At 57.4% G+C, this 20,353-nt stretch carries 24 protein-coding genes; 17 read left to right on the top strand and 7 right to left on the bottom strand.

Features of this window, described 5'->3' with window-relative positions:
• Positions 1-21 precede the first annotated feature (21 nt).
• From RYA97_RS04640 to RYA97_RS04620, 5 genes are all read left to right on the top strand, one after another.
• Positions 22-1,185: an MFS transporter gene (locus RYA97_RS04640; protein ID WP_010197160.1), complete on the top strand. Its 1,164-nt coding sequence runs from the start codon at positions 22-24 to the stop codon at positions 1,183-1,185.
• Complete coding sequence (locus tag RYA97_RS04635; protein ID WP_005731490.1) at positions 1,182-1,796, top strand: methylthioribulose 1-phosphate dehydratase; 615 nt, start codon at positions 1,182-1,184, stop codon at positions 1,794-1,796. The genes RYA97_RS04640 and RYA97_RS04635 overlap by 4 nt, the downstream gene beginning before the upstream one ends.
• Before the next feature lie 82 nt (positions 1,797-1,878).
• Positions 1,879-2,424: an acireductone dioxygenase gene (locus RYA97_RS04630; RefSeq protein ID WP_316891969.1), complete on the top strand. Its 546-nt coding sequence runs from the start codon at positions 1,879-1,881 to the stop codon at positions 2,422-2,424.
• Between the two features lie 16 nt (positions 2,425-2,440).
• Positions 2,441-3,124 carry an acireductone synthase gene (gene mtnC / locus RYA97_RS04625; protein ID WP_316891968.1) on the top strand — a complete coding sequence of 228 codons (684 nt, stop codon included), beginning with the start codon at positions 2,441-2,443 and terminating at the stop codon, positions 3,122-3,124.
• A gap of 256 nt (positions 3,125-3,380) precedes the next feature.
• A complete protein-coding gene (locus RYA97_RS04620; RefSeq protein ID WP_316891967.1) occupies positions 3,381-4,103 on the top strand; it encodes a helix-turn-helix transcriptional regulator in 723 nt (240 codons plus the stop codon).
• A 109-nt stretch (positions 4,104-4,212) separates the two neighbouring features.
• On the opposite strand, the gene RYA97_RS04615 is transcribed toward RYA97_RS04620, so the two are convergent.
• Positions 4,213-4,491: a DUF3509 domain-containing protein gene (locus RYA97_RS04615; RefSeq protein ID WP_002552849.1), complete on the bottom strand. Its 279-nt coding sequence runs from the start codon at positions 4,489-4,491 to the stop codon at positions 4,213-4,215.
• A 346-nt stretch (positions 4,492-4,837) separates the two neighbouring features.
• Here RYA97_RS04615 and RYA97_RS04610 point away from each other — a divergent pair, with 346 nt between their 5' ends.
• The gene (locus RYA97_RS04610) at positions 4,838-5,383 is read left to right on the top strand and encodes an ankyrin repeat domain-containing protein (protein ID WP_316891966.1); all 546 of its coding nucleotides are present in this window, start codon (positions 4,838-4,840) and stop codon (positions 5,381-5,383) included.
• A 95-nt stretch (positions 5,384-5,478) separates the two neighbouring features.
• Positions 5,479-5,997, top strand: a complete 519-nt coding sequence (locus RYA97_RS04605) for a hypothetical protein (RefSeq protein ID WP_316891965.1) — start codon at positions 5,479-5,481, stop codon at positions 5,995-5,997.
• Here the strand turns inward: RYA97_RS04605 and RYA97_RS04600 are convergent.
• Complete coding sequence (locus RYA97_RS04600) at positions 5,994-6,920, bottom strand: ZIP family metal transporter (RefSeq protein WP_004665830.1); 927 nt, start codon at positions 6,918-6,920, stop codon at positions 5,994-5,996. The genes RYA97_RS04605 and RYA97_RS04600 overlap by 4 nt on opposite strands.
• Positions 6,921-7,072: 152 nt before the next feature.
• On the opposite strand from RYA97_RS04600, the gene RYA97_RS04595 reads away from it, so the two are divergent.
• The 8 genes from RYA97_RS04595 (at position 7,073) to RYA97_RS04560 (ending at position 15,352) form a co-directional block, all read left to right on the top strand.
• Complete coding sequence (locus RYA97_RS04595; protein WP_002552853.1) at positions 7,073-7,264, top strand: PLDc N-terminal domain-containing protein; 192 nt, start codon at positions 7,073-7,075, stop codon at positions 7,262-7,264.
• A 189-nt stretch (positions 7,265-7,453) separates the two neighbouring features.
• Complete coding sequence (speE, locus tag RYA97_RS04590) at positions 7,454-8,314, top strand: polyamine aminopropyltransferase (protein WP_005731500.1); 861 nt, start codon at positions 7,454-7,456, stop codon at positions 8,312-8,314.
• Positions 8,315-8,576: 262 nt separating this feature from the next.
• A complete protein-coding gene (locus RYA97_RS04585) occupies positions 8,577-10,664 on the top strand; it encodes an LTA synthase family protein (protein ID WP_005782986.1) in 2,088 nt (695 codons plus the stop codon).
• A 192-nt stretch (positions 10,665-10,856) separates the two neighbouring features.
• Positions 10,857-11,093: a hypothetical protein gene (locus tag RYA97_RS04580; RefSeq protein ID WP_002552856.1), complete on the top strand. Its 237-nt coding sequence runs from the start codon at positions 10,857-10,859 to the stop codon at positions 11,091-11,093.
• Positions 11,094-11,340: 247 nt separating this feature from the next.
• Positions 11,341-11,682 (top strand): ribonuclease E inhibitor RraB, encoded by a 342-nt coding sequence (locus RYA97_RS04575; RefSeq protein ID WP_002552857.1) that lies wholly within the window; start codon positions 11,341-11,343, stop codon positions 11,680-11,682.
• 461 nt (positions 11,683-12,143) lie between these two features.
• Positions 12,144-13,553, top strand: a complete 1,410-nt coding sequence (locus RYA97_RS04570; protein ID WP_002552858.1) for a circularly permuted type 2 ATP-grasp protein — start codon at positions 12,144-12,146, stop codon at positions 13,551-13,553.
• Between the two features lie 12 nt (positions 13,554-13,565).
• Complete coding sequence (locus RYA97_RS04565) at positions 13,566-14,525, top strand: alpha-E domain-containing protein (protein WP_003371559.1); 960 nt, start codon at positions 13,566-13,568, stop codon at positions 14,523-14,525.
• Complete coding sequence (locus RYA97_RS04560; RefSeq protein WP_002552860.1) at positions 14,522-15,352, top strand: transglutaminase domain-containing protein; 831 nt, start codon at positions 14,522-14,524, stop codon at positions 15,350-15,352. Before RYA97_RS04565 ends, RYA97_RS04560 begins: the two co-directional genes overlap by 4 nt.
• Before the next feature lie 59 nt (positions 15,353-15,411).
• Here the strand turns inward: RYA97_RS04560 and RYA97_RS04555 are convergent, their stop codons facing one another.
• The gene (locus tag RYA97_RS04555; RefSeq protein ID WP_002552861.1) at positions 15,412-15,783 is read right to left on the bottom strand and encodes a rhodanese-like domain-containing protein; all 372 of its coding nucleotides are present in this window, start codon (positions 15,781-15,783) and stop codon (positions 15,412-15,414) included.
• Positions 15,784-16,391: 608 nt separating this feature from the next.
• Between RYA97_RS04555 and RYA97_RS04550 the strand changes: the two genes are divergently transcribed.
• Positions 16,392-17,120 (top strand): amidotransferase, encoded by a 729-nt coding sequence (locus RYA97_RS04550; RefSeq protein WP_316891964.1) that lies wholly within the window; start codon positions 16,392-16,394, stop codon positions 17,118-17,120.
• 40 nt (positions 17,121-17,160) lie between these two features.
• On the opposite strand, the gene RYA97_RS04545 is transcribed toward RYA97_RS04550, so the two are convergent.
• The 3 genes from RYA97_RS04545 to RYA97_RS04535 all read right to left on the bottom strand — a co-directional run bounded on the left by RYA97_RS04545 (position 17,161) and on the right by RYA97_RS04535 (position 19,365).
• Positions 17,161-18,132, bottom strand: coding sequence for a magnesium and cobalt transport protein CorA (locus RYA97_RS04545; RefSeq protein ID WP_004664514.1), 972 nt, complete (start codon positions 18,130-18,132; stop codon positions 17,161-17,163).
• 124 nt (positions 18,133-18,256) lie between these two features.
• Positions 18,257-18,946 carry a crotonase/enoyl-CoA hydratase family protein gene (locus tag RYA97_RS04540; protein WP_005744361.1) on the bottom strand — a complete coding sequence of 230 codons (690 nt, stop codon included), beginning with the start codon at positions 18,944-18,946 and terminating at the stop codon, positions 18,257-18,259.
• Between the two features lie 125 nt (positions 18,947-19,071).
• A complete protein-coding gene (locus RYA97_RS04535) occupies positions 19,072-19,365 on the bottom strand; it encodes a DUF6388 family protein (RefSeq protein ID WP_004664517.1) in 294 nt (97 codons plus the stop codon).
• A gap of 162 nt (positions 19,366-19,527) precedes the next feature.
• Between RYA97_RS04535 and RYA97_RS04530 the strand changes: the two genes are divergently transcribed.
• On the top strand, positions 19,528-19,857 hold the full coding sequence (locus RYA97_RS04530) for an EthD family reductase (RefSeq protein WP_316891963.1): 330 nt from the start codon (positions 19,528-19,530) through the stop codon (positions 19,855-19,857).
• 1 nt (position 19,858) lies between these two features.
• On the opposite strand, the gene RYA97_RS04525 is transcribed toward RYA97_RS04530, so the two are convergent.
• On the bottom strand, positions 19,859-20,278 hold the full coding sequence (locus RYA97_RS04525; RefSeq protein ID WP_005782994.1) for a DUF4124 domain-containing protein: 420 nt from the start codon (positions 20,276-20,278) through the stop codon (positions 19,859-19,861).
• Between the last annotated feature and the right edge of the window lie 75 nt (positions 20,279-20,353).

The raw sequence follows: 20,353 nt of genomic DNA, 5'->3' as shown, positions 1-20,353 counted from the left end.
TCACGGTCGCGGACTGCTAGCGTGACGCAAACATCCGGCGGACAGCTTCCTTACTGGCGGCTGTCCGGGTTCTACGTGTGCTATTTCGCTTTGCTCGGCCTGTCTGCGCCGTTCATGGCCCTTTATCTTCATCACTTGGGTTTTTCCAGCTCACGCATAGGCGAACTGATCGCCATCCCTATGCTGATGCGCTGCGTTGCGCCCAATCTCTGGGGGTGGCTGGGTGATCACACTGGTTGGCGTCTGACCATTGTGCGGTCTGGTGCCATCTGCACATTGTTGGCGTTTTCGCTGATTCTGTTCGAAAAAAGCTATGCCTGGCTGGCGATGGTCATGGCGTTCTATGCGTTCTTCTGGCATGCCATCCTGCCGCAGTTCGAAGTCATCACCCTCGCGCACCTGCAAGGCCAGACCTCGCGTTACAGCCAGATCCGGCTGTGGGGCTCGATCGGTTTCATTCTGGCGGTCGTGGTGCTGGGACGGGTGTTCGAATGGTTCAGTCTGGATCTGTTTCCTTACATCGCGCTGGCGATCATGGCCGGTATCGTTGTCAGCAGCTGGTGGGTGCCGAATGCGCATCCCTCACCGTCGAGCCGTGAAACCGTGTCGGGCGGCTTTCTCAGGCAACTGGCGCGTCCTGGTGTCTTGGCGTTCTACCTCAGTGTCGCGCTGATGGTGCTCAGCCATGGGCCGTATTACACCTTTTTGACCTTGCACCTCGAAGCGCTCGGTTACAGCCGTGGCCTGATCGGCCTGCTATGGGCGGTCGGTGTGGTGGCTGAAGTGCTGATGTTCATGGTCATGAGCCGGATTCTGCAGCGTTTCTCCGTGCGCCAGGTACTGTTCGCCAGTTTTCTGCTGGCCGCATTGCGCTGGCTGCTGCTGGGACTGTTTGCCGATCACCTGACCGCGCTGCTGATTGCCCAGGTGATGCACGCCGCCACGTTCGGCAGCTTTCACGCCGCTGCCATTCATTTCGTGCAAAGTAGCTTTGGCCCGCGTCAGCAAGGACAGGGGCAGGCACTGTATGCCGCGTTGTCCGGCGTGGGTGGCGCGTTGGGCGCTCTGTATTCCGGTTACAGCTGGAACGCGCTGGGGCCAGCCTGGACGTTTGCCATTGCCAGCCTTGTAGCCTTTGCCGCAGCCATCATGATTATCACACCCAAGAAAGAGGAAGGTGTATGAGCCGCGAACAACTTAGCGTGGAAATAATCGAGGCCGGGCGCTTCCTGTATGGCCGCGGCTGGTCGCCTGCCACCAGCAGCAATTACTCCGCGCGTCTTTCAGCCACCGAGGCGCTGCTGACCGTATCGGGCAGGCACAAGGGCCAGTTGGGTCCTGACGATGTGCTGGCTACCGATATGGCAGGCAACAGCCTGGAGCCCGGGAAAAAGCCGTCTGCTGAAACCTTGCTGCACACCCAGTTGTACAGCAGCAGGCCACAGGTCGGCGCGGTGCTGCACACCCACTCGGTGAATGCGACGGTGCTGTCGAGGCTGACTGCCGCCGATCATCTGGTGTTCGAGGATTACGAGCTGCAAAAGGCCTTTCACGGCGTGGTCACTCATCAGTCGCAGGTCGTGGTACCGATTTTCGACAACGATCAGGATATTGCCCGTCTCGCCGCAAAGGTGCAGCCTTGGCTGGACGCCCATCCCGAGTGCGCTGGTTACCTGATCCGCGGTCACGGTCTCTACACCTGGGGGGCAAAAATGAGCGACGCCTTGCGCCAGATCGAAGCGTTCGAGTTTCTGTTTGAATGCGAACTTAAAATGCGCGCGGTATTGAACCGTTGAAAACGTCGTATTAAAACCAGCCTGTAAGCCTGACCTGCCTGTAAAAGCCGGAAGGTGGTGCCCCAAACCGAGGATTCATGCCATGAGCAGCCTGTCCGTTTATCACGTTTCAAGCCCTGACACGCCCAACAAGGTGCTGACCCATCTGGAAGATATTGCTTCGACGCTGGCCGAGCACGGCGTGGCGTTCGACCGCTGGGAAGCGGCAGCGCCGATTACCCCCGGTGCCAGCCAGGAAGAAGTGATCAGCGCCTATCGTACCCAGATCGACAAGCTGATGACCGAGCATGGTTATGTCACCGTGGACGTCATCAGCCTCAACAGTGACCACCCGCAGAAAGCCGAATTGCGCGCCAAATTTCTTGAAGAGCATCGGCATGGCGAGGACGAAGTGCGCTTTTTCGTAGCCGGGCGGGGCTTGTTCACATTGCACATCGACGACTACGTATACGCCGTGCTGTGCGAAAAGAACGACCTGATTTCCGTACCGGCCGGCGCCCGGCACTGGTTCGATATGGGCGAAAACCCGCATTTCGTTGCCATCCGCCTGTTCAACAATCCGGAAGGCTGGGTGGCGAATTTTACCGGTGAAGACATTGCTGGCCGTTTTCCACGGCTGGAAGACTGACAGGAGCCCGATTCTGATGCCCATCAAAGCTATCCTCACGGATATTGAAGGCACCACCAGCGCAGTGAGTTTTGTTTTCGACGTGCTGTTTCCGTTTGCCAAAAAGCACCTGCCCGGGTTTGCTCGGCAAAACGCCGGACAACCGGCAGTGGCGTCGCAGCTGCAAGCGGTACGCAGCGAGGCCGGCGAGCCTGATGCCGATGTCGAGCGGGTTATTGCAATACTGCTGGAATGGATTGCCGAAGACCGCAAGGCCACGCCGCTCAAGGCGTTGCAGGGCATGGTCTGGGAGCAGGGCTATAACGCCGGACAGCTCAAGGGCCATGTTTACCCGGATGCTGTCGATGCCTTGAAACACTGGCATCAACAGGGCTACAGGCTTTACGTTTATTCCTCGGGCTCAATTCAGGCTCAGCAATTGATTTTCGGCTGTTCCGAGGCGGGCGATCTGTCCGGTCTGTTCAGTGGTTACTTCGATACGACGTCCGGCCCCAAGCGCGAAGCGCAGTCCTACCGGACGATTGCGCAGGCAATCGAGTGTCCTGCCGAGCACATTCTGTTCCTCTCGGATATCGTCGAAGAGCTCGACGCAGCGCAGGCCGCTGGCATGGTCACCTGCGGTCTGGCGCGTGACGGCGGGGTGCTTGCGGGTCACAGATATGTGAGCAGTTTCGCGCTCATTGACCCTGCTTCGTTCTAAACGACATCAGCCTGTCGTGCGCGGCATTGTCCTGATGCCGCGGTATGAAAATCTGCCCGCCGCAAGGCTTGCACGCTATTTTCTGTCTGGAGCGTCCTGTTTTTGAGTGGGACGTTGCCTACCTGAAAGTGCGTTGAGTCTGTTTGTTCTGCTCGTCATTCTTCAACGCGATTATTCGTGTAAGTTCTGCGCCCATCGTCCCCTGAGTCACGGACAACACCTGTACCGATTCACGGGCGCATAAGGAGCGGCAGCGATGTGCAGTGCCATTACAGAAAGCGCAAGCAGGGACTTATTGATACAGCAGATGGTGAGCACGATCAGCGAACTCGATGGCCAGACCGCTATCGAGAATGCCCTCGAATGGCTAAGGCGCGAATGCAACAGTGAGCGGGCGATGTTCTATCAGTTCAAAGGGCCGGTGCTGCTGACGTTCATTACCTGCAATGTCGATGATGCCTGGGGCAAGGCTTACCGCCAGCGCGAGTTCATCACCCAGGATCCGGTCATCCGCTGTTATCGCAATCAGTTCGGATTTGTGAACTGGCAGGATGCATTCAGACAGTATCCGGTGTCAGCGTGTTACGAAGAAATCGTCGATACGTGCGAACTGCTTCCGGCCATTTCCTACGGCTACATGAACCATTGCCGTGGTGCCGACAGCGTGACGTCGGTTTGTACGCTGGGTGAAGTGGGGCGAGCGATCTCCGCTGAACAAAAATACCTCATGAGCAGTCTCATGCCGGTGCTGCACAGCGTTGCGCGGGGTTTGAAGTTCTGCTCTCGCGGTTTGACCCATCGGGAACTGGAGGTACTGCAGTGGGCCAGGGATGGAAAAACTGCCTGGGAGATCTCAATGATCCGCGACGTGTCGGAGTCGACGGTGAAGTATCACCTCAAGACCATCTATTCCAAGCTCGGTGTCGCCAATAGGGCGCAGGCGGTAGGCGAAGCGCTTTGCCGGGGTTTGATCAGGTAATCGACACCTGAAAACGCGGGCAAAAAAAAGCCGCGAGAACAAGGTGTAATCGCGGCAAACAAGGGATGAGAGCGTACAGCGGGTGCCGCCTGTCAAGGCGGCGGGAAAATCAACGGGTGTGGTAAGTCGGCAGGTCGAAGCGGTGCTGACTTTGCAGCATCGAAATAGCTGGCAACTCGCTGGCTTGTGCAGCGAGGTCGCGGCGGATAGCACTGATTACCCATTCCAGCTGGACCGGAGTGTGCAACTGAGCATAAGACACGGAGCGACGGATCTGCTTGCCATCGTGAGTACGCAGTGACAACAGAACACCACCATCAGGACGTGGCTGGGTGGTAACGGTGTAGTCGGAGAATACGGAAGCGAATTTTTCTTGAATAAAAGTCATGTCAGGCGGCTCCATTGCTCATGGGATAATAAGCTTGGAAGTACTATTGCAGTGTCTGTGCCAGTCTTTGACTTAAAATAAATCCTTTAAAATCAACAACTTGAAATATTGTCTATTTTAAGGCTTCGTGCATTTTGCATGAACACCCTTCGTGCGCCCTGCATTTTGCCGTTTCCTGCACGATGGGTATCGGGCAGAAGGGGGATTGCATGGCTTGCGGTGATCAGGAGCAGGTATTGCGCATCCATATCCATGCTGATCGAACAGCTGGCGAGACTTGAGGTCAGTGTGTGTATCGACGCCGGGTCAACGCATGCCCGGAGTACCGTGCGCCAAGGAGTAGTTAATGACCGATACAAATATCAGCGCTTCGCAAACCATGACTGAAGACGAAGCCGCCGAGTTCGCCGAGCAGGTATTCGATGTGGCTCGCCAGGGAAATGCAGTCATGTTGGAGCGTCTGCTTGAAAAGGGCCTGCCTGCAGACTTGCGCAACCACAAGGGCGACACGCTGCTGATGCTGGCCAGTTATCACTGTCATGCGGATGCGGTCCGGGTGCTGCTTGATCACAAGGCCGATCCGGAAATTCGCAACGACAATGGTCAGAGCCCTATCGCCGGTGCCGCGTTCAAGGGCGATCTGGCGGTGGTGAGGCTGCTGGTCGAGGCCGGTGCAGACGTTGACGGCTCCTCTGCCGATGGTCGTACTGCGTTGATGATGGCGGCCATGTTCAATCGCAACGAGATAGTCGATTACCTGATCAGTCAGGGCGCGGACCCGCATGCCACTGATGCCAAGGGCATCACGGCACTGGGTGCCGCTCAGGCAATGGGTGCGACTGTCACCATTGATCAACTGATCAAACTGGGTGTGCAGCCGGCCCGGTCCTGATGCTGAGTGCCTTCAGGGCATGAACACATAGAGGCGCGATGGATTTACCGTTATCCTTCGCGCCTCTTTTTTTGCCCGTTATCAGGATCGCTCCCATGAAAGACTCACTGGTCGAATTAATCAGCAAAGTCAGCTCCGGCTGCATGGGCGACGACGAAATCGTGCGTATTGCCGATGAAGCCGCGCAGGCGTATGCCGACCCTCAGACTTTTCTGGCCGCCAACCCTGATATCAACTACGACGACACCTTTCCGATTCCGCTGGGCGAATGGGTGGTGGTGGGCAGTCTGCCGGAAACCGTGCTGTTTCAGGCCGACAGTTATATGGACCTGTTCGAGCAGATCGTGCAGTCATTCGGCAAGGACGTGACGTTCAACATCAAGCCGAAACAATTGGCCAAGGTCGAACCACTGGTAGCGCTCAACCGGATTCAGATTCAATTGAGCAGCATGAACAAGGACATGGGCGGCTATGTGCTGATGAACTTCAGCCAGCCGCTGGATGACGAACTGCAGGCGGTGCTGGTGTACGGCCGTGACGAGGCGCGGGTGCTTGAACTGGCGGCGTTGGCCGGCATCCATGCCGCACCCGCTTTGCAGGCATTGCGCGGTTAACCCAGCGCCGTGTCGAGAAACATCATTACCGCGAAGCCGCCCATCAGGCCGAGCGTCGCCGAGGTCTGATGGCCGTTGCGGTGGGTTTCCGGGATGACTTCATGGGACACCACGAAGATCATCGCACCTGCCGCCAGCCCCATGCTGAGCGGGTAGGCGATGGCAAACCCGCTGGAAATACCCAGGCCCACCAGCGCGCCCAGCGGCTCCATGAGTCCTGAACCGATGGCCACCAGCATTGCCTTGAATGCCGACAGCCCGGTAGCACGCAGGGCCAGCGCAATGGCCAGGCCCTCAGGGATGTCCTGAATAGCAATGGCAGTAGTCAACGGCAGGCCGACGTTCATGTCGCCGCTGGCGAAGCTCACACCTATCGCCATGCCCTCCGGCAGGTTATGCAGGGTAATCGCCAGGACAAACAGCCAGACCCGGCTGATTCGCTCTGAATGAGGACCCTGACGGCCCACGCTTTCATGCTCGTGCGGGGTGAACTTGTCCAGCCCAAGCATCAACAGCACACCCAGGCCCAGACCGGTCACCACCGTCGCAGCGGCCCAAGGGCCGCTGTCGGTTATGCCCCGGGCGGCCTCCAGCCCTGGCAGTATCAGCGAGAACGAGCTGGCAGCCAGCATCATGCCGGCAGCAAAACCGAGCATGATGTCTTGAGCGCGTTGCGAAACGTTGCGCAGGGCGACCGCCATGACTGCACCCAGCGCCGTCGCCAGGAAGCCGGCCGTACCGCCCAGCAGTGCATGATTGAAGTTGACCTGGCTAGTGCCATAGAAGGCGTTGTAAAGACTGATGCCGCCGAGGCCGACGACGATCAGCAGAGCAAGGGCGAAACCCAGGCTCACCAGCGGGCTGCCCTGAAGATGGTTAAACCATGTCGCCCAAGGCGTTCGGGGTTGTGCGGGCGTTGGCATGAAGACGGCTACCTGTGTGAGGGTGAAAGCGATAATGAATGAAATGCGAAGTCGACCCCCGTTGGGAGCCTGAGAATATAAGGTTGGTTCAACGGAACCCCCGAACGGCGCAACTATCCTAGGAAGGTAAGCATTCAATTAGGGGCAACACCATGGGTTCTAGTTTCAACGGCCTGGTCGGCTTGATCATTCTGGCGCTCGATATCTGGGCCATCATCAATGTCTTGAAAAGCGGCGCCGAGACCGGCAAGAAAATTCTCTGGGTATTGTTGATCGTGCTGTTGCCTGTTGTGGGCCTGATCATCTGGGCAATCCTCGGACCGCGCGGCAACGTGCGAATCTGACACGCCGGAAGGTTGGCAGCGAACGCTTGATTACCCTGGGTAATCAGGCGTTTTTCGTTCATGGGCCAGGGCATTTGCAAGCAAGACGCTGCACAGAGGTTCGACCTGTCATGTTCCTCGACGTAGAATGCGCGCCTTTGTTGTGGGCGGTCGGCCGTCCTGTCATCAGTACCCAGCGGGAGCTTACCCATGAGCGATTATCAGGAAACGTTGTACGAAGGCTACGGCCAGCGCTTTCGTATGGAAAAAATGCTGCACGAAGTGCGTACCGAACACCAGCATCTGGTGATCTTCCAGAACCCGCGCATGGGCCGCGTCATGGCGCTGGACGGCGTGATCCAGACCACCGAGGCGGATGAGTTCATCTATCACGAAATGCTCACTCACGTGCCGATTCTGGCCCACGGCGCTGCCAAACGTGTACTGATCATTGGCGGCGGCGATGGCGGCATGCTGCGCGAAGTCGCCAAGCACCTGACCGTCGAGCACATCACCATGGTCGAGATCGACGCCACGGTGGTCGAGATGTGCAAGGAGTTCCTGCCCAATCACTCCAGTGGCGCTTTTGACGATTCGCGCTTGAACCTGGTCATCGACGACGGCATGCGCTTTGTCGCGACGACCGAAGAGAAGTTCGACGTGATCATCTCCGACTCCACTGATCCTATCGGTCCGGGCGAAGTGCTGTTTTCGGAGAACTTTTATCAGGCCTGTCATCGCTGCCTGAACGAGGGCGGCATTCTGGTTACCCAGAACGGTACGCCCTTCATGCAACTGAGCGGTGTGCAGACCACTGCAGGACGCATGAATGGCCTGTTTGCCGATTGGCATTTCTATCAGGCCGCCATCCCGACCTACATCGGCGGTGCAATGACTTTTGCCTGGGGCGCCACTGACAAGAGCTACCGCAAACTGCCACTGGAAACCCTGCGTCAGCGCTTCATGGGCAGCGGTATTGTTACGCGCTATTACAACCCGGAAGTTCACATTGGCGCATTCGCCTTGCCGCAGTACGTACTGCAGGCTGTGAGCAAGGCCAGCAACGACTGATCAATAGATCTGACGTTAGCGGCCGGGTCAGCCCTAACGCCGCCTGAGAGGCGTTGAAGCGCGCAACTGGCGACAGAAATTTCACACTTTCTTTCCCAGAATTGCGCGCGAAGCTGAACAGGCACGCGTATTCATGGGCCGCCCCGGCCCCTGGTGACCCGCAATCAAGTAATATCTGCGCCCTGTCGTACGCCGCCCGCCCTTGGTGAAGGGCGGTGCTGCACCCTGAACCTACCCCTGAATCCACCGGATCCTGACAACCATGGCTAAAACGGACGCCCAGATTCATCGGCAAGCCCGCCTGCTGAACCCGACTGTCAAATCGCATCTGGCTTACATCCTGCTCAGCGGTTTCGCTTTGATGGTGATGTACACGCTGTTGCGTATCGGTCTGCTGGTCTACAACCGCGAGATGATTGGCGACACGCCAGCCTCGACATTCCTTGAAGCACTGTTTAACGGCACGCGCTTCGACCTGCGCCTGACCATGTATCTGCTCATTCCGCTGGTGCTGTCGCTGTTCAGCGCCCGGGCCATGGCTGCACGCGGGTTTTTCCGGTTCTGGCTGACCTTGGTCGGCAGCATCACGCTGTTCTTCGGCTTGATGGAAATGGACTTCTACCGTGAGTTTCACCAGCGCCTGAACGGTCTGGTGTTTCAATATGTCAAGGAAGACCCCAAGACTGTCCTGAGCATGCTCTGGTATGGCTTTCCGGTGGTTCGCTACCTGCTCGCCTGGGCAATCGTGACCTGGCTGTTGAGCCTGGTGTTCAAGGGCATCGACCGCCTGACGCGGCCACGCCTCGTAACGACGAAGGGCACCCAGACGGTCAGTACAGTTGCGCCGTGGTACATGCGTGTTGGCGTTTTCGTGCTGGTATTGCTGGTTATGGTGGTGTGCATCCGTGGCACCCTGCGCCAGGGCCCACCGCTGCGTTGGGGTGACGCTTACACCACCGACTCCAACTTCGCCAACCAGCTGGGCCTGAACGGCACACTGACCCTGATTACGGCGGCCAAGAGCCGTATGTCCGAAGATCGCGACAACATCTGGAAAGCCACGCTGCCACAGGCCGAGGCGCAGCAGACGGTGCGCGACATGCTGCTGACCTCGCATGACAAGCTGGTGGAACCCGATATTGCCGCTGTGCGTCGTGACTTCACGCCACCGGCAGAGAACACCTTGCCGATCCGCAACGTGGTCGTGATCCTGATGGAAAGCTTCGCCGGTCACTCGGTAGGGGCGCTGGGCAACGATGCCAACATCACGCCGTATTTCGACAAGCTTTCGAAAGAGGGGCTGTTGTTCGACCACTTCTTCTCCAACGGTACCCACACCCATCAGGGCATGTTCGCCACCATGGCGTGCTTCCCGAACCTGCCGGGCTTTGAGTACCTGATGCAGACGCCAGAGGGCAGCCATAAGCTGTCGGGCCTTCCGCAATTGCTGAGCGCGGGTCGCAACTACGATGACGTCTATGTCTATAACGGCAACTTCGCCTGGGACAACCAGTCGGGCTTCTTCAGCAACCAGGGCATGACCAACTTTGTTGGTCGCGAGGACTTCGTCAATCCGGTGTTCTCCGATCCGACCTGGGGCGTTTCCGACCAGGACATGTTCGACCGTGGCGCCCAGGAGCTCAAAGCCCGTCAGGATGGCAAGCCGTTCTATGCGCTGCTGCAGACCCTGTCCAACCACACGCCGTATGCGTTGCCGGACCCGCTGCCCGTCGAGCGCGTGACCGGGCACGGCTCGCTGGATGAGCATTTGACCGCCATGCGTTATGCCGACTGGGCGCTGGGTCAGTTCTTCGAGAAGGCCAAAAAAGAGCCTTACTACAAGAACACCCTGTTCGTGGTGCTGGGCGACCACGGTTTCGGCAATGACAAGCAGTTGACTGAAATGGACCTGGGGCGTTTCAACGTGCCATTGCTGCTCATCGGGCCTGGGGTACAAGAGAAATTCGGCCAGCGCAGCAGCATTGTCGGCACACAGGTTGACGTCGTGCCAACCATCATGGGGCGTCTGGGTGGCCTGAACCGCAACCAGTGCTGGGGCCGCGATCTGCTGAACCTGCCTGAGGGTGACAAGGGCTTCGGTGTGATCAAGCCGTCGGGCAGTGAGCAGGTGGTCGCGATCATCAGCGGCAACCGCATTCTGATCGAGCCGACAGAAATGCCGGCCAAGCTGTTGACCTACACACTGGGTGCCAAGCCGTCTGCCGAAGAAGTGCCTGATGCACCTGACACTCAGGAGCTCAAGCGCAAGCTGGAAAGCTTCCTGCAGACCGCCACCAAGAGCCTTCTGGACAACACCGCCGGTGTCGAGGCCAGCAAGAACCGTAACTGACCATGACTGACTTGTCCGGGTACCCGGCAAGTCGGATCAGCAGCACACAAAAGGCCCTCGGCATCCATTGCGAGGGCCTTTTGTTTTGCCCGTCATCGCGGGCTGTCCGGCGTAATTCGTTGGAACGAATGCGAGGGCCAAAAGGTCCTTATCACATAAGCCAGAGTGCCTGGCTTCGTTCTGGAGGCATTGATGAAACAGTGGGCCATTTCGTATCTGGACAAGGATGGTGTGCAGCAACTCCGTGAGGCTGGTTTTGACGAGCGTCCCAGTGAGGAGGAGGCCGCGCGTTTCCTGCGCAAGGACCTGTATCCAGTCACCGATGAGCTGGATCTCAATGATCTTGACGGGCGCACCGACGAGCCTACGGTTAAAACGCTTAAAGACCATAACAGTGTGCGGATCATTTCCATTACAGAAGTTGCCTGACCTGCGGTGATTCAAAAAGCTTTTCGTGGCAACCACTTGGCATCCTGCCCACGATGGGTCTACTCTGCAGATGAGGCTGTTCAAACGGCCTCTGACATCTCGATACCCGACCTGTGCCAAGCCTGGTCTGGTCAGCTACATGCTTGATTCCCCACGCCGGATTATCTGTCGTGCGGCGGCCCCGATGATTCGGCGGTCGCTCTGGAAGAGTTGAAACTCTATCTATCGTTGCATAGGAGGACGTTTCATGAGCACAGCCTATCAAGAGGACATCAGCAGTAACGTACTGCGCCGCATGAAAGAAGGCGGTTTTGATTTCGCGCGAATCTATCCCATCGAGTTTTACGCCATCTTCCCGGATGAGGAGCGGGCACGGCAGGCTGCAGAGCAATTTCGCGGTGAATCCCTCAATACTCAGGTAAACGTACGTGATGACGGTAACTGGCACTTGCAGTTGAGCAAAGTGATGTACGCCACTTATGACGGTATCGGTGATTTCGAGCAGGACTTTCAGATGGTGATTTCGCCCATGGACGGTGAGGTCGAAGGTTGGGGTGTTACTCAGGAGATCAGAAGACTGCACGCTTGACGGCTTTTGATTGTCAGGCAACACATTACCGGCTGATTCGGGATACGTTCTGGATCGGCCGGTTCTGTTTTTGCTTCGCGCTCATAAACAGTGGTCAAAAAAAAGCCACTCAAATGAGTGGCGCAAAGGGAAGTCTGTTTAAAATCCGCACGCGTTCTTCGCCTGCTGGACAAAATAACGGTTAGCGCAAAAACGGCGTTTGGTGCCCTGTTTGCTCGGTTGCTGTGGAGTGTGGCGAACTAATGTTGTTGGCGGAAATCAACTCTGACTATGCTGATCATAGATTTCACGGTTGAATGACGCTTCCGAATGAGGCGCGAAATAATCGGCTTGGGCGTTTAGTGCACAGGAATGGTGCGTAGAACGTCGAGTGTTTACCTAACCTTTTGAAATCAAAGCGTTTATGCCGGTGGCACGGGCTTTGCGATGGTCTTGGTGTCCATGGTGACAAGGAGTACGGCATGATCCGCACCTTTTATGACGAGATGTACGATGCGGGCGGCGTAGTCCGTCCGCACTATCGGGAGTTCGCCCGCTGGCTGGGTGATACGCCTCCCGAGCTTTTGGCTCAACGCAGGCGCGAAGCCGATCTGCTGTTTCACCGTGCCGGGATCACGTTCACACTCTATGGTGATGAGCAGGGCACCGAGCGGCTTATCCCCTTCGATACCATCCCGCGCAGCATCCCCGCCAGCGAATGGCGTGTTGTCGAGCGTGGCTGTATACAGCGCGTCAAGGCGCTGAACATGTTTCTGGCGGATCTTTATCACGACCAGCGGATTATCAAGGCCGGGATAATTCCTGCCGAACAGGTGCTGGCCAACGAGCAATATCAGTTGGCGATGCAGGGCCTGAACCTGCACCGCGATTTGTATTCGCACATTTCCGGCGTCGATCTGGTGCGCGACGGTGATGGCACGTATTACGTGCTGGAGGACAACCTGCGAACCCCGAGCGGCGTGAGCTACATGCTCGAAGACCGCAAGATGATGATGCGTTTGTTCCCCGAGCTGTTCTCGGCTCAGCGCATTGCTCCGATCGATCACTATCCGAATCTGTTGCTCGACACGCTCAAGAGTTCCAGCCATCTGGACAACCCGAGTGTCGTGGTACTGACGCCCGGGCGTTTCAACAGCGCCTTTTTCGAGCATGCGTTTCTGGCTCGCGAGATGGGGGTCGAGCTGGTTGAAGGTGCCGATCTGTTTGTCCGCGACGACCGCGTGTTCATGCGTACCACCGACGGTCCCAAGGCTGTCGATGTAATCTACCGTCGGCTTGACGATGCATTCCTTGATCCGCTGGCGTTCAACCCTGATTCCATGCTGGGCGTTCCCGGACTTCTGGCCGCGTATCGCTCCGGCAATGTGGTTCTGGCCAATGCCATTGGTACCGGCGTTGCCGATGACAAGTCGGTTTACCCCTACGTCACCGACATGATTCGTTTCTATCTGGACGAAGAGCCAATTCTCAAGAACGTGCCGACCTGGCAGTGCCGCAAGCCGGAAGAGCTGTCACATGTGCTGGCCAACCTGGGCGATCTGGTCGTCAAGGAAACCCAGGGCTCCGGGGGCTACGGCATGCTGGTCGGCCCTGCAGCGACCGCCGCCGAGATCGAAGCCTTCCGGGCACGCCTCAAGGCCAAGCCGCATGCGTACATCGCCCAACCCACCTTGTGCCTGTCGACCTGTCCGACCTTCGTCGAAAATGGCATAGCCCCGCGACATATCGATCTGCGCCCCTTTGTTCTGTCCGGTCGCGAAACCCGCGTCGTACCTGGCGGGCTTACCCGAGTGGCCTTGCGTGAAGGCTCACTGGTGGTCAATTCGTCACAGGGTGGCGGAACCAAAGACACCTGGGTGGTCGAGGATTAAGGATGCCTGCCAATGTTAAGTAGAACTGCCTCTGATCTTTTCTGGATGTCACGTTACCTGGAGCGAGCGGAGAACCTCGCCCGAATGCTGGACGTGAGCTATTCGCTGTCGCTGATGCCGCAGGACGGGCGGGGCGACGGGCTGGATGAAATAGCCATGCCGTTGCTGATTACCGGAACGCTGGAAACCTACATCGAGCGTCATGGTGAACTGCATGCCGAGCGCATGCTGCATTTTTTCGCGCTGGACGCGACCAACCCGGCCAGCATCTACAGCTGCCTGGGCGCCGCAAGGGCCAGTGCGCATGCCGTGCGCGGGCGTATCACTGCCGACATGTGGGAGAACATCAACTCCACCTGGCTGGAAATTCGCGGCATTGCTCAACAGGGTCTGACCCGTTACGGCATGAGTCGCTTTTGCGAGTGGGTCAAGGAGCGTTCGCACCTGTTCCGTGGTGCGACCTACGGCACCATCATGCGTAACGATGCGTTCCGTTTCATTCGTCTGGGGACGTTCATCGAGCGCGCTGACAACACCATGCGCATGCTCGACGCCCGCTATGAGATGCTCGAACTGCGTGGGCCACAGGCCAATGCTGCGGCGGACAACTCGGCTGCCGGGTACTACCAGTGGAGCGCCTTGTTGCGCGCACTGTCTTCGTTCGAGGCTTACACTGAAGTCTATCGGGATGCGCCAGGCGCGCGTCAGGTTGCCGAACTGTTGCTGCTGCGTGCTGACATTCCGCGCTCGTTGCGCGCCTGTCTGGAAGAGATGGACGTCATTCTGGCCAGTCTGCCCGGCGTCAATGGCCGACCTGCGCAGCGCATGGCCGCCGAGATGGACGCGAGATTGCGCTACACCAGCATCGACGAGATCCTGGCTGAAGGCCTGCACGAGTGGTTGAACGAATTCATTCCGCTGCTGGCCCAACTGGGTGATGCCATTCACACTTCGTACCTGGAGGCTGCATGAGACTTTCGATAAGCCATGAGACCACCTATCACTACGATGACCAGGTGCGCTCGAGTATCCAGTATCTGCGCCTGACGCCTCACGACAGTGAGCGCCAGCAAGTGCTTAGCTGGCAATTGACGTTGCCGCGCCCGGTGCGCGCGCAGATTGATCCTTTCGGCAATATCCTGCACGTCCTGAGCCTTGAAGAGCCGCACGAAGCGATCATCATCGGCGCGCGCGGGCAGGTGGAAATCGACGAAACCCGCGAGGCCGAGCACGAAAGCCAGTCGGCGTTACCGTTTTTGCGCGTTACCCGGCTGACCGAGCCTGACGAAGCGATTCGCAGTTTCGCAGCCAGAGAATGTCGCAAGCGCGCTGACCGTAGCGCATTGATCGACCTGATGCAGGCGCTCAACCAGCACATGACTTACACGCAGGGTGCGACCGAAGTCGACACCAGTGCCGCCCAAGCCTTCGCCGGACGCTCGGGAGTCTGTCAGGACCATACCCACGCCTTCCTGGCCTGCGCCCGCAGTCTTGGGGTGCCGGCACGTTATGTATCCGGTTACCTGTGCAGCGAAGACAGCGAACATTTATCCAGTCACGCCTGGGCCGAAGCCTGGATAGATGACGCCTGGTACAGTTTTGATGTCACCAACCAGCTGGCCATTCCCGAGCGTCATTTGAAGCTGGCGGTAGGGCTGGACTATCTGGATGCTTGCCCGGTGCGGGGCATGCGCCGGGGTGGCGGGTCTGAACAGATGCACGCCAAGGTCGTGGTTTCACCCATGACCGGTACGCCAAAAGTGAAAACCCGCGTGCAGGTCCAGGCGCAGCATCAGTAGCTTTAACGCACTGACCTGCGCTTCACTGAAATGGCCGGAATTCAAACTCCGGCCATTGCTTATTCGGCAGGGTCGTCGGTGGTGCTGTAGAGCGCGTTGTGCAGCTCTTCGTAATTACCGCCATTGATGACGCTGAAATAGCCCGCCGCCCTGAGCTTTTCCTGAGCCTTGTCGGCTTTGCTGTCGGTGCTGCTGAAAATAACGAAAACCGCATTGCGGTCGTTGAGCACCTGCTTCATCTGATTGACCAGCCGCCGGTCATCGACCCGTACCGCATTCAATACCGTGCCAGCGTCATAGTCGGTCTGGCTGCGTACATCCATCGCCAGTTTGCCTTCCTTGAGCGCAGCCACAGCTGCAGCCTGATCTACCATGCCCGCGTGGGCTGCGAAGCTGCTGACAAGTGCAAAAACAGCAATCCATTGGCGCATAGGCGCGTCTCCTTCAGTCGAGTGGAAAGAGTGGCACAGTTACACACTGACCGAAAGCGTGTCAGATCAGCCGAACAACCTGTTCAGGTTAGGCACGATCAATAACAGCGCAGTGGTAAAGAGGATTAATCCCGCCTGACGTACTTTGGAGTGTTTGAACTTGAACATGGCTGACCGCCTTTTGTTGTTATTCCTGAGCGACATAAGCAGGTCTATTCCGCAACGCAGAGAGTCGACCGCTGGCATGGGTGCGCATTGAACAGGTGGACCCGGTCATTTGACCGCTGGCCCGAGCGCTGAAAGGATTTTGCGCGCCTCCTGTTACAGATTTAACAATAGAGCCGAGGTGCCCCAAGCCTTAGAACGGTTGGGAACTTAAACGTCTACTTATGCAACTTAACGTTATCAATCAACTGCTCGCCAGAGGCTCAGGCCTTTGCTAGACGCTTCATTCACATCGGTCAGCTTTGCACCGTTCGTCCGGGTCAGACTTTTCCTACGTGCATTAAACCTCCGACAAGGCGCGGGGTGCTGCTTGATTTGCCGATGCCTTCAAGGCAGGCTCTGCCCGTGCGCTATTGCCTCATCATTGTTTCAGGGCCTCTTTTATGTCTTTACGCATCTGTATTCTGGAAACCGACAACCTGCGACCGGAACTGGTCGAGCAATATCAGGGGTACGGGCGGATGTTCGAATTGCTCTTCGCTCGCCAGCCAATCGCTGCAGAGCTGACGGTTTACAACGTGGTGCAAGGGGACTATCCATCTGCAGACGAGCAGTTCGATGCTTATCTGGTGACCGGCAGCAAGGCAGACTCGTTTGGCACTGACCCCTGGATTCAGACCTTGAAGGTTTATCTGCTGAAGCTGTATCAGCGCGGCGAAAAACTGCTGGGTATCTGCTTCGGTCACCAGTTGCTGGCCTTGCTCCTGGGCGGCAGGACCGAGCGTGCCGTGCAGGGTTGGGGTGTGGGTATTCATCACTATCAATTGGCACCCGCCAGACCGTGGATGACGCCAGCAATGGACAAGCTCACGTTGCTGATCAGCCATCAGGATCAGGTGACCGCGCTGCCCGAGAACGCAACGGTGCTTGCATCCAGCGAGTTCTGTCCATTTGCGGCCTACCATATCAATGATCAGGTGCTGTGTTTCCAGGGCCATCCCGAGTTCATTCACGAGTTTTCCCGGACCTTGCTTGATCTTCGTCAGGAAGCGCTGGGCGAACAGGTTTACCAACAGGGTGTTGCCAGCCTGGATCACGACCATCATGGGACGACGGTGGCAGAATGGATGATGCGCTTTGTGGCGCACAAGCCGGAAAAACAGTCTGTCTGATCCGGCGCATGGCTGTTTGAACGGGAATGCAGTGGCGGTGCTATAGCCAGCCAGAGCGCTTGAAGCTGGCAAACAGCGCCGTACACCCGCCCAGAATGACGCCCAGCACGATGAAGTAGCCGTATTCCCACTTGAGCTCCGGCATGTTCTCGAAGTTCATGCCGTAAATGCCGGCAATTGCGGTTGGAAAGGCCAGTATCGCTGCCCAGCCAGCAAACTTGCGCTGCACGATGCTTTGCCTCGAAGACTCCAGCAACAGGCCGATTTCGATTGTCTGGCTGGCGATGTCACACAGGTTGCCCAGGTCTTCCATCTGCCGTTTGACATGAATTTCCACGTCGCGAAAGTAGGGGCGCATGTTCTTGTCGATGAACGGGAAACTGAGTCTCTGCAGTTCTTCACCCACTTCCACCATCGGCGCTACATAACGGCGCATGCGCAAAAGGTCACGGCGCAGTGCATGAATGTGCTGGATGTCGGACTCGCGCAATGAGCCGCCGATGACACTTTGCTCCAACAGTTCAAGTTCGGCATGGATGGCTTCGGTCACCGGTTGATAGTTCTCGGTGACGAAGTCCAGGAGGGCGTAGAGCACGAAGTCTTCGCCGTGCTCCAGCAGCAGCGGCCTGGCCTCGCAGCGCTGACGCACCAGCCCGTAGGACTTGGAATGGCCGTTGCGCGAGGTGATGACATAGCCCTTGCCCGCGAAGATATGGGTTTCGATGAACAGCAGCTTGCCGTTTTCGCGTACCGGCGCGTAGGTCACGATAAACAGCGCATCGCCAAAGGTTTCCAGCTTTGGACGGCTGTGAACCTCCATGGCATCTTCAAGGGCCAGTTCATGCAGGTTGAACTGTTCTTTCAGGCTGGTCAGTTCCTCATTACTGGGCTGCTCCAGGCCGATCCAGACGAAATGATCGGGTTTGGCGGCCCAGGCGGCACCCTCATCAAGGGTAATGTCGCGGACTTTTTTGCCTTTGCTGTACACCGCTGCTGCAACAACTCGACCCATGGCGCTATCGCTTCTTCAATATGTCAGTGGCGCAAAAAACATGCGCGGTAGCTGATCAGATTGATCAAATGCGTATGAGTTCGCCGGTAAACAAAAGCCCGCGCGGGCGGGCTTCGATTGGGTATCACAGCATGTGTTGCCTATCCTGCTCGATAGCTGCATCCAGTGTATCGAGCAAGGCTTTTCTGACCTTGAGTTTGGTCTTCTTGTGCGCGCTCATGTTGATCTTCTTCAACTGTGCGGCGACCGCAAGTGCGGTGCCTTGCAGTTCATCGACGCTGACCACCTTGTCCAGGAAGCCGGCGGCCATCGCTCCTTCAGGGTCGAACATTTCGGCATTGATCACCGAGCGATTGAAGGCTGATTTACGCAACCGGTCACGCGCCAGTTCGATGCCGGCGTGGTGCATGGTCATGCCGATCTGCACTTCGTTCAATCCGATACTGAATGGCCCTGCGACACCGATTCGATAATCGGCGGACAGCAGCAAAAAGGCACCCTTGGCAACCGCGTGACCGGGGCAGGCGACAATGATCGGGAAGGGGTGTGACAGCATTCTGCGCGCCAGGGTGGAGCCCTGAGCAACCAGATTGATCGCCGCTTCGGCGCTCGAGGTCATCACCTTGAGGTCGTAGCCGCCCGAGAGAATGCCGGGCTGTCCAGTGACGATCACGATTGCCCGGTCCTGTTCGGCCTGATCCAGCGCAGCATTGAACGCGATGATTACGTCCGGGGAAATGGCATTGACCTTGCCGTTGTTCAGGGTCAGCGTGGCGACACCGTCGTCCAGATGGTACGAGACCAGATCACTCATGACGTGATTCCTTTATTGAAGTGAGCAAACGTTACTCACCCATAAGGAACAGGTAAAGCGCTGACTGATGAGTCACTCGGTAGATCGCCAATCAATGGCCGATTTACCCTCAACGGCGGCTCGGGTCATGGCTGGATATCATTGAAGCCGCAATATTCTTCCCAGTCCATGCCCAGCGCCTCGGCCACCTGGCGGTGTGCTTCAAGGCGCATGCTCTGCAACTGTTCGGGCGACTCGGCAATCAGTTCCAGCGCCAGTTCCCAGGTCTCGATGCCCTGGCTCTCGGCCTCATCTTCAAAAGCCCACTGTAATTGCTGCTTTTGCTCTTTCGGGCTCAACGCGCTGATTTCGTCCTTCAAGGTCGGATGGGTAGCGAGGTATTTCGCCAGCGCGGCCTCGTTCCACTCAAGCGTATTCATGCGGGGTTCCTCAAAACGTTTCGATAGCCCGGCCGCTTTTCAGGGCAGGGGGCAAGACGGCGTGATTGTGAGGGAGCACGTCATTGATGTCAGCACCCGGCCGCAATAATCGCTAAAGTGCTCAGACGAATGTATTGATCCTTCACTCAGGAGCCTATCGAGATGATCAAAGTCAGTGTGCTGTATGCGTATGAAGAGGGTGCCCGTTTCGACCACGATTACTATCGCGACAAACACTTGCCGCTGGTGCAAGAGCTGATGGGCAGTTACTGCAAGGGCTACAGCGTCGACAGAGGCATAGGCGGAGCAACGCCGGGCTCGGAGCCTCGGTATATCGGCATGTGCCACATCTATTGCAATTCCATTGAAGACTTTGAAGCCGGCATGGGGCCGCATTCAAAGCAGATCAATGCCGACATCACCAACTACACCGACCTGATCCCGGAGATACAGATCAGCGAAGTGCGTGCCGATGTGAAAACCGCGCGATAGCTTATCGAGCGGCGTCCTGGCGAGCCGCTTGTTTTTTTGAAGACATGCCACCCGACGGATCAAAGCACTGGCTGTCGTAACGTGGGCTCTGGCACTGCGAAGGGATGTTCGGCGGTGGCGGGCGGTTTCGTTGATACGCCTTGTAGCGTTCCGTCTCGTAGACCGTCACGTGGGTGCGGCCACTGATCTTCAGGTATTCAGTGGCCTTGAGATTGGTCTGGTGAACATAATCGATAGGCTCACCCTCGCGCCGCATGTTCGGCGGGCCCTGGCGCTGCAGCGCGCTCTGTGCAGCGTTGTCACAGGGGATCGACGCATAGCTCACCTGTCCCTGCGCTGATGTGCATTTGAAGATCTCGCCGTACGCCGTGCCTGCACCCAGCAGCGCTAACACTGCCAGCGTGATTGAAAGCCTTTTCATGGTTCTCTCCTTACATGGCGCAAGGCTACCATTTGCCTATGGGTGTCGCCATATCTCCTTGCTGTCAGGCCCCGT

It is taken from the genome of Pseudomonas syringae group sp. 26L6 (assembly GCF_032587815.1).
In the GTDB taxonomy this organism is placed as follows: Bacteria; Pseudomonadota; Gammaproteobacteria; order Pseudomonadales; family Pseudomonadaceae; genus Aquipseudomonas; species Aquipseudomonas amygdali.
The sequence above is the reverse complement of the archived record's forward strand: the minus strand, read 5'-3'. Positions and strand labels throughout refer to the sequence as shown.